Source organism: Streptomyces alkaliterrae (genome assembly GCF_007097205.2).
GTDB lineage: Bacteria > Actinomycetota > Actinomycetes > Streptomycetales > Streptomycetaceae > Streptomyces > Streptomyces alkaliterrae.
The window spans coordinates 1-7,937 of the sequence record NZ_VJYK02000253.1 but is presented as its reverse complement, the minus strand read 5'-3'; the positions used below and the strand labels follow the sequence as shown (position 1 = coordinate 7,937).

Genomic DNA, 7,937 nt, shown 5'->3' with positions numbered 1-7,937 from the left:
CGCCCGCCCCGCCGCCCGTCCGCCGCGACCGGCGGCGCCGCCGCACCTGGCTGGCGGCCGCCCTGGCCGTGGCGACCCTGACCGCACTGGTCCCCGTCTACCTCACCTTCGGCCGCACCGACCCGGCCGCCGGCGAGCCCCGGTCCGCCGCGCCGACCGGCGACAACCGCCCCGCGGACGACAAGCCCGCGCTGCTCTCCGTCACCACCCGCTCCCACGTCTGGCAGGAGGGCTGCGACCACCGCTACCTGATCCGCAAGGCCCCGGACTCCGTGCCGCCGCCGCCCGTCGAGCAGGACGCGCCGCGCTGGGCCGCACGACAGCGCGCCGTACACGGCGGCACGACCAGGGTGGAGGTGACGGTCCAGGGCACCGAGGCGGAAAGCGTGGTGCTCAAGGGCCTGTACGTGCGGGTGGTCGACCGCAGGCCGCCGCTGAAGTGGAACGCGTTCAACACGGGTCACGGCTGCGGCGGCGCCCTCTCCCCCGCCGTGCTCGCCGTAGACCTCGACGCGGACCGGCCGCGGGCCCGCCCCGTCGACGGCCTCGACCTGTCGGGCGACACCGGTGAGGACGGCAAGCGTCTCCCCGCCCCGCGCTTCCCGTTCCGGGTCTCCGACACCGAGCCCCAGGTGCTGGAGGTCACCGCCGAGACGGCCCGCCACGACGCCGACTGGTACCTCGAACTCGTCTGGTCGTCCAAGGGGCGCTCGGGGACGCTGCGCATCGACGACGCCGGTCGGCCGTTCCGCACCAGCGGTGCCGCCGGCCGGCCCCAGTACACACACTGGCCGGAGGAGGGCGGCTGGATCCGGCAACCCGCCGACTGACCTCCTCGGGCGGCCACGTCTTCCCCCTCGTCCCCCGCCCGTTCTCCCACCCGGCGGCACGCAACCTCACGAGCCGCCGGGGCGTCCACTACCGGTGAACGGGCCCGGGCGCCGCACGACGGGTCCGGTGGCACCGTATCGGTGACTCACTCATTAGGGGGATGGCCATGGGGAGCGCTGCGCCGGCCGGTCTGACGACGTCCGCCGCGTTGGCGACGCGGGTGGTGAAGATCGCGGACCCGCGCTTCGGCGGCCTGTACACCAGCACGGAGTGGGTGGCCGGGGTCACCGAGGTGGCGGGGTCGGGCGTCCCCACCGTGACTGTGAGCCGCCGCCCGGAGGCCGCGACCGTCGACCCGCCGCCCGGCGCGGGCACCCGGCCGCCGCGCCCCCAACCCGAACGGCTCGACGTCCGGCTCGGCGACGGCCGTACGGTCACCCTGCGGCGGGAACGCGTCGGCTGGTTCCGCCGCCGCGTCCAACTGCGGCTGGAGTACCACGCCACCGAAGGCGCCGGCCACGCCGACAACCCCTACAGCGCCGGTAACGCGGACCGGACCGTCCTACTGCTGCGGCCCACGCGCCGCCGACGCAGCGTCCTCCTCCGCAGGTACCGCCTGTTGGGCCTGCCGCTGCGGCGGCGCGTCGGCACGTTCGCGATGCCGCGCGGCCGCGCCAAGGCGCGACGCGCCCGGACGGCCCCCTACCGGATCCGCTGGCGTGGCTGGGCGCGACCCACGGCGGACGAGGCCGCGCTGGCCCACGCCATGGTCGCGGTGTTCGGTGTCGGCAGCGAGGGCCGGATCCCGTGGGACGAGGCGGCGGACCTCGCGTTCGAGGGCGCCGAGGTGGTGGCCGAGGGCGGCGGCGCGGTCCTGCGACTGGTCGGCGCGCTGGTACGCGGCGTACTCAGCAACTGACCGCGCACTGCCCGAGGACCGGCTCAACCGCCCGAACCTGCCGCCACCGGACGCAGTTCGGGCCGCTTGGCGGTCCGGCCGTCGCCGGAGGACCGGCCGCGCAGCCTACGGACGAGCCAGGGCCCCAGGAACCCCACCGCCCACCGGAGTTCGGCGGCCGCGAGCCCGAGCCCGCTCGGGGCGGGCACCTCGGGCGGCGGCAGTGGCAGCGCCCAACTCCCGTCGCTGCCGGGCAGGGTGAGTCCCTGCGCGAGGGCGGCCGCGATGCGCTCGTGACCGAGCGGACTGGCGTGCAGCCGATCGGTGCTCCACATCCTCGGGTCGGCGACCACGGCGTGCGCCGCGGCCTCCACCACCAGCACGTCCCGCCGGGCGGCCGCCGCACGGACCAGGTCGTTCAGCGCGCGGACACGTGACGACAGCGGACGGGCCAGCGGTGTGAGGCGCGCCGGGTCGGGGAAGGTGAGCGTGGCCACCCGGGCCCCCTGTTCGGTGAGCGCGGCGAACATCAACTCCAGACGACCGGCGACGGCGCCCACGTCGCAGCCGGGCCGGAGCACGTCGTTCACACCCGCGACGACTGTGGCAAGGTCGGGCCGCAGGGCGAGGGCGGGCCCGAGCTGTTCCTCGTGGACCTGTCCGGCCAGCCGGCCACGCACCGCGAGGTTGGCGTACCGCAGTCCGGGGTTGTGCCGGGCGAGGTGTTCGGCCAGCCGGTCGGCGAAGCCCCGCAGCCCGCCGGCGTCGTCGCCGTCACCCACACCCTCCGTCTGGCTGTCGCCGAGCGCGACATAGCGGTGGTAGAGGGGCTGCGGCCGCCGCTCAGCGTCCGGCATCGTCAGCCTCCCGCCCGCTCGAGGAGCACGGCGATCGTCCGCTCGCACCACTCACGGTTCCCCCGCTCGAAGGCGAGCCCGCGGGAACAGGTCAGGTACGGCCCCACGCGGTCGGCCTTCCGTAGGAACTCCTGCTCGCTCAGCGAACCGCGCATGTTCTCCAGCAAAGCGGTGAACAGCTCGATCCTGGTCTGCGCGTACGCCGCCCGTTCGCCGAGCCGGGCGACCAGCGTCGCGGTGTCGACATGGTCGGCGGCCTGGACCTTCACCAGCAGGTCGTCGCGGACGAACGAGGGCTTGGCGGACGCGGCGGCGAACCGCTCCAGCTCGGCCAGCCCCTTGTCCGTCACCCGGAACAACCGCTTGTTCGGCCGCCCCTCCTGCACCACCTCCCGCCCGGCGACCAGCCCGGCCTGCTCCAACTTCGCCAACTCGGCGTAGAGCTGCTGGGGCCGGGCGTGCCAGAAGTTCGCCACGCCGAGGTCAAAGGCCTTGGCCAGCTGGTAGCCGCTCAGTTCCTCGTCGAGCAGCGCCGCCAGTACGGCGTGTCGCAGCGCCATCGGACCCGCCACCTTCCTCTCCTCGCCCCGCCACGCCCTGTCGCGAGGGCCACCATCCATGCTACTCATGAATCTGACTAGTCACATCCATGACTATGGAAAGGGTCTCCCATGACCGCCGCCGACCGTTTCCGCGCCGCCGTAGACAGCCGCGACCTGGCAGGCCTCGAAGAGCTGTTCACCGAGGACATCCGGCTCTACAGCCCGGTCAAGTTCACGCCGTTCGAGGGCCGCAGCGCGGTGCTGGGCCTCTTCACCGCGCTCTTCCAGGTCTTCGAGGACTTCCGCTACATCGGCGAGTACAGCGGCACGTCCCTGACCAGCGCGGACAACACCGAGGCCGCCTCCGCCGTCCTCCTCTTCCGCGCCACCGCGGGCGGCCGCCAGATCCACGGCATAGACCTTCTGCACCTCACCGCCGACGACCGGATCAAGGAGTTCACCGTGATGGTCCGCCCCCAGTCCGCCGTCCAGGCCCTCGGCGAAGCGGTCCTCACCGTCCTCACCGCTCGCGCCACCCTCACCGCTCGCGCCCCCCTCACCGCTCGCGCCGCCGAGGACCCCGCGCCCTGAGGCGGCCCGCCCGTCCAGGCGATGGTCGTCAGTTCGCGGGAACGGTCCTCTGGGTGACTCGCCAGAGGCGGCGGGGGAGGTCGCCCTCCTCGAAGGCGTGGACGTCGGCGAGCTGCCAGCCGGCGGCGAGTTCGTCGACGAGGGCGCGCGGGAAGAAGTGGACGGCGAAGCCGCCGTGCTCCCAGATGTCGTCGCCGTACGGCGTCCCGGTCCGGTAGTGCGCGTCGCCGGTGTGGCGGACGGTGTAGACAAACGTGCCGCCGGGGCGCAGCACCCGCGCGACCTCGGCGACCAGCGCGCGGATCTCGTCCGTGGACAGCGCCATGCACAGCAGCATGTGGGCGAACACGGCGTCGAACGAGTCGTCCGGCAGCGGCAGCGGCTCACGCACGTCGTGCACGGTGGTGGTCACCCGTTCGGCCACACCCTGCGCGTCGGCGGCGGCGCGGAGTTGGTCCAGGCCGGTCGGGCTGAAGTCGGTCGCGTGGGTGCGGAGGCCCTGGCGGGCGAAGTGGAGGGCGTCGCGGCCGTGGCCGGCGCCGAGTTCCAGCACGGTGCGGGCACCGGCGGCGAGGAAGACGTCGGCGGCGTGGCGGGCGGGTTCGGACGGGCGCTCGCCGTACATGCCGGGGTGGGCGCGGTAGGTGTCCTGCCAGTGCGCCCGCTGTTCGTCGGCGAGGTCCGCACCGGGCGCGTGCTGCCGCCTCGCGGCCCGCGCCGAAGTCTCGCCCTGCCGTCCGTCCGTGTCGCGCCCGTCACCCATTGCCGTGATGCTCCCGTCCACGCCGCCGCGCGCCTCCGTCGGCTCCTCGACCGTCAGCGTGCCACGCGGCAGGGCCGAACGGCCCGCCGGGGCGGACCATCGGCCCGTTGGCGGGCACCCCCCGCCACCCGCACGCTCGGTAGTGGAGGTGCGACGATGACGGATTTCGAGACGACGCTGGCAGCCGGGAAGCACAAGAGCCCCGGCAACGGGCAGGTCGTGGTGGGGGTGGACGGCTCGCCGTCCAGTCTGGCGGCGGTGGCGGTGGCCGCGCGGGAAGCGCGGCTGCGGGGCTGCGCGCTGCGGATCGTGCACGCGTTCCTGTGGCCGGTGCTGCGCGTGCCGCTGGAGGCGTCACCGCTCGGCCCGCCGGACGGCGGGTTGCGGAACGAGGCCCTGCGGCTGCTGCGTGACGCCGTGATGCACGCCGCGAAAGCGGAACCGGACGTCGAGGCCACGTCCGCGCTGGTCACCGGCGAGCCCCTGACCGTGCTGGAGAAGGAGTCGCGGACCGCGCGGCTGATGGTCGTCGGCAGCCGGGGGCTGGGCGGGTTCGTCGGGCTGCTGCTGGGGTCGACGGCCGTGCACCTGGCCGCGCACGGGCACTGCCCGGTGCTGGTCGTGCGCGGAACACCGGTGGCGGACGGCCCGGTGCTGCTCGCCGTCGACGGCTCACCGGCCGGGGCGGGCGCCGTGGAGTTCGCCTTCGCGGAGGCCTCGCTGCGCGGCGCCGAGCTGCTGGCCTGCCACGTCTGGAACGAGCGGCTGTACGTCGGCCCCGGCGACCCGCCGAACGCCGTCTACGACCCGGACCGGCTGCGGGACGCGGAGGAGCGGCTGCTCGCGGAGGCGCTGGCCGGCTGCGCCGACCGCTACCCGGACGTGCGGGTCACCCGGAAGCTGCTGACCGGCCGGACCCGCCCGGTGCTCATCGAGACAAGCCGCCAGGCTCAGCTGACCGTGGTGGGGGCGCGTGGCCGGGGCGGCTTCGCCGGTCTGCTGCTCGGCTCGGTGAGTCAGGCGCTGCTGCACCACGCGGAGAGCCCGGTCGCCGTCGTGCGGGTCGAGAAGCCGTCACCCGAACTGGGCGGGTGAACTGGTCGATGACCACGACCGTCGACGCCAAGGGGGTGGCCGGCAACCACCACGGGCTGGCCGCGCACGAGGTCGTCCTGCTGCTGGCGACCGACCCCGAACGGGGGCTCAGCCGGCAGGAAGCGGAACGGCGGATGGCGCGCTTCGGTCCGAACGTGCTGCCCGCCGCGGCGCGGCGCGGGCCGCTGCTGCGGGTACTCGCACAGTTCCACCACCCACTGATCTACGTGCTGCTGGCCGCCGGGGCGATCACGGCGGGCATCGGCGAGTACGTGGACGCCTCGGTGATCTTCGCGGTGGTGCTGATCAACGCGGCGATCGGCTTCATCCAGGAGTCCAAGGCCGAGGCGGCGCTGGACAGTCTACGGTCGATGCAGGTCACGACGGCGACGGTGGTGCGGGACGGCCGCGAGCGGCAGGTGCCGTCGGAGGAACTGGTGCCGGGCGACCTCGTTGTGGTGGAGGCCGGCGACAAGGCACCGGCCGACCTTCGGCTGCTGCGCGGCACGGAACTGCGGACCGACGAGTCCGCGCTGACCGGCGAGTCCGAACCGGTGGCGAAGGACGAGGCCGTCCTGGACGTCGACACACCGGTCGCGGACCGCCGCAACACCGTGCACTCCGGCACCCTCGTGACGTCCGGGCGCGGTGTCGGCATCGCCGTGGCGACCGGCGGCGAGACGGAGATCGGCGAGATCCACCGACTCGTCGGCGCCGCCGACACCCTCGCCACCCCGCTGACCGCCAAGCTCGCCGACTTCAGCAAGCTGCTGACCGTGGTGATCCTGCTGCTCGCGGGCGTCACGTTCGCCTTCGGCATGGCGCGCGGCGAGGAGCCGGTGCACATGTTCACCGCCGCCGTGGCGCTCGCGGTCGGCGCGATCCCCGAGGGCCTGCCGGCGGCCGTGACGATCACCCTGGCGATCGGCGTGGCCCGGATGGCCCGGCGCCGAGCCGTCATCCGCCGCCTCCCGGCGGTGGAGACCCTCGGCAGCACCACGGTGATCTGCTCGGACAAGACGGGGACGCTGACCGAGAACCAGATGACCGTCACCACCGTGTGGACGCCGGAGCGGACCTTCCGGGTCACCGGTACCGGCTACGCACCGGCGGGCGGCGTACACGACCTGGCCGGCACGCCCGCCCGCCCGGCCGACCACCCCTCTCTGCGCTGGACCCTGCTCGTCGGCGGCGCGTGCAACGACGCGACGCTCGCCGAGGAGGGCGGACGCTGGCACGTCGTCGGCGACCCGACCGAAGGCGCGCTGCTCGCACTCGCCCGCAAAGGGGGCGTGAACGGCGGCCGGCCGGGCGAGCGCCTGCCCCGAGTCGCCGCCGTCCCGTTCAGCTCGGACCGCCGCTACATGGCGACCCTGCACCGGGACGTCGACGGCGGGGACGGTGCCGACGGTCATGTGCTGTTGCTGAAGGGGGCGGTCGAGCGGGTGGCCGCGCTGTGCGAGGAGGAGTTCGACGCGGACGGCAGGCGGCGCCCCCTGGACCGGTCGGCGGTGCTGCGGGCCGCCGACGAACTGGCCGGGACCGGCCTGCGGGTGCTGGCCACGGCGATACGGCCCGGCGTCGGCCCGGACGCTCTGGACGACCCCGACAGCCCGCCGACCGGGCTGGTGCTGACCGGCCTTGTCGCGATGTTCGACCCGCCGCGCGCGGCCGCGGTGGACGCCGTCCGCGCCTGCCACACGGCCGGCGTGGCGGTGAAGATGATCACCGGCGACCATGTGGGCACGGCCTCCGCCATCGCCTCCCAACTCGGCCTGCTGCCCCCGCCGACGGAACCCGGCCGCACGGCCGACGCGGACGGCACGGCGCCGCGGCCGCTGGTGCTGACCGGCGCGGAGCTGGCGGCGCTGCCGCCCGACGCGTACGCCGACGCGGTCGACCACGCGCGGGTCTTCGCCCGCGTCTCCCCGGAGCAGAAGCTCCGCCTCGTCGAGGCGCTGCAGCAGCGCGGCCACGTCGTGGCGATGACCGGCGACGGCGTCAACGACGCTCCCGCTCTGCGGCAGGCGAACATCGGCGTGGCGATGGGCGAGGGCGGCACCGAGGTCGCCAAGGACTCCGCCGACATGGTGCTCACCGACGACGACTTCGCGACGATCGAGGCCGCCGTCGAGGAGGGCCGGGGCGTCTTCGACAACCTGACGAAGTTCATCGTCTGGACGCTGCCCACCAGCATGGGGCAGGGCCTGGTCATCCTCGCCGCCGTACTGGCGGGCGCCACGCTGCCGATCATGCCGACCCAGATCCTGTGGATCAACATGACCACCGCGGTGGCCCTCGGTCTGATGCTCGCCTTCGAACCGAAGGAGCGGGAGATCATGACCCGCCCACCCCGCGAC

General features: G+C 74.4%; 8 protein-coding genes. 5 read left to right on the top strand and 3 right to left on the bottom strand.

Annotated elements, in window-relative coordinates:
• The coding region (locus FNX44_RS28155) for a transcriptional regulator (protein ID WP_173019236.1) at nucleotides 1–830 on the top strand (830 nt) is incomplete at its 5' end.
• 167 nt (nucleotides 831–997) lie between these two features.
• A complete protein-coding gene (locus FNX44_RS20390; RefSeq protein ID WP_143649963.1) occupies nucleotides 998–1,750 on the top strand; it encodes a hypothetical protein in 753 nt (250 codons plus the stop codon).
• Nucleotides 1,751–1,773: 23 nt separating this feature from the next.
• Here the strand turns inward: FNX44_RS20390 and FNX44_RS20385 are convergent, their stop codons facing one another.
• Together FNX44_RS20385 and FNX44_RS20380 are read right to left on the bottom strand one after the other, a co-directional pair.
• Complete coding sequence (locus FNX44_RS20385) at nucleotides 1,774–2,586, bottom strand: SGNH/GDSL hydrolase family protein (RefSeq protein WP_143649961.1); 813 nt, start codon at nucleotides 2,584–2,586, stop codon at nucleotides 1,774–1,776.
• A gap of 2 nt (nucleotides 2,587–2,588) precedes the next feature.
• Nucleotides 2,589–3,146 (bottom strand): PadR family transcriptional regulator, encoded by a 558-nt coding sequence (locus FNX44_RS20380; RefSeq protein WP_143649959.1) that lies wholly within the window; start codon nucleotides 3,144–3,146, stop codon nucleotides 2,589–2,591.
• 111 nt (nucleotides 3,147–3,257) lie between these two features.
• On the opposite strand from FNX44_RS20380, the gene FNX44_RS20375 reads away from it, so the two are divergent.
• On the top strand, nucleotides 3,258–3,719 hold the full coding sequence (locus FNX44_RS20375) for a nuclear transport factor 2 family protein (protein WP_143649957.1): 462 nt from the start codon (nucleotides 3,258–3,260) through the stop codon (nucleotides 3,717–3,719).
• A 28-nt stretch (nucleotides 3,720–3,747) separates the two neighbouring features.
• Here the strand turns inward: FNX44_RS20375 and FNX44_RS20370 are convergent, their stop codons facing one another.
• Nucleotides 3,748–4,482, bottom strand: a complete 735-nt coding sequence (locus tag FNX44_RS20370; protein WP_143649955.1) for a class I SAM-dependent methyltransferase — start codon at nucleotides 4,480–4,482, stop codon at nucleotides 3,748–3,750.
• Nucleotides 4,483–4,638: 156 nt separating this feature from the next.
• Here FNX44_RS20370 and FNX44_RS20365 point away from each other — a divergent pair, with 156 nt between their 5' ends.
• Entirely contained in the window at nucleotides 4,639–5,577 is a 939-nt protein-coding gene (locus FNX44_RS20365; protein WP_143649953.1) for a universal stress protein, read from the top strand.
• Between the two features lie 8 nt (nucleotides 5,578–5,585).
• On the top strand, nucleotides 5,586–7,937 hold a 2,352-nt coding region (locus tag FNX44_RS20360), incomplete at its 3' end, for a cation-translocating P-type ATPase (protein WP_143649951.1).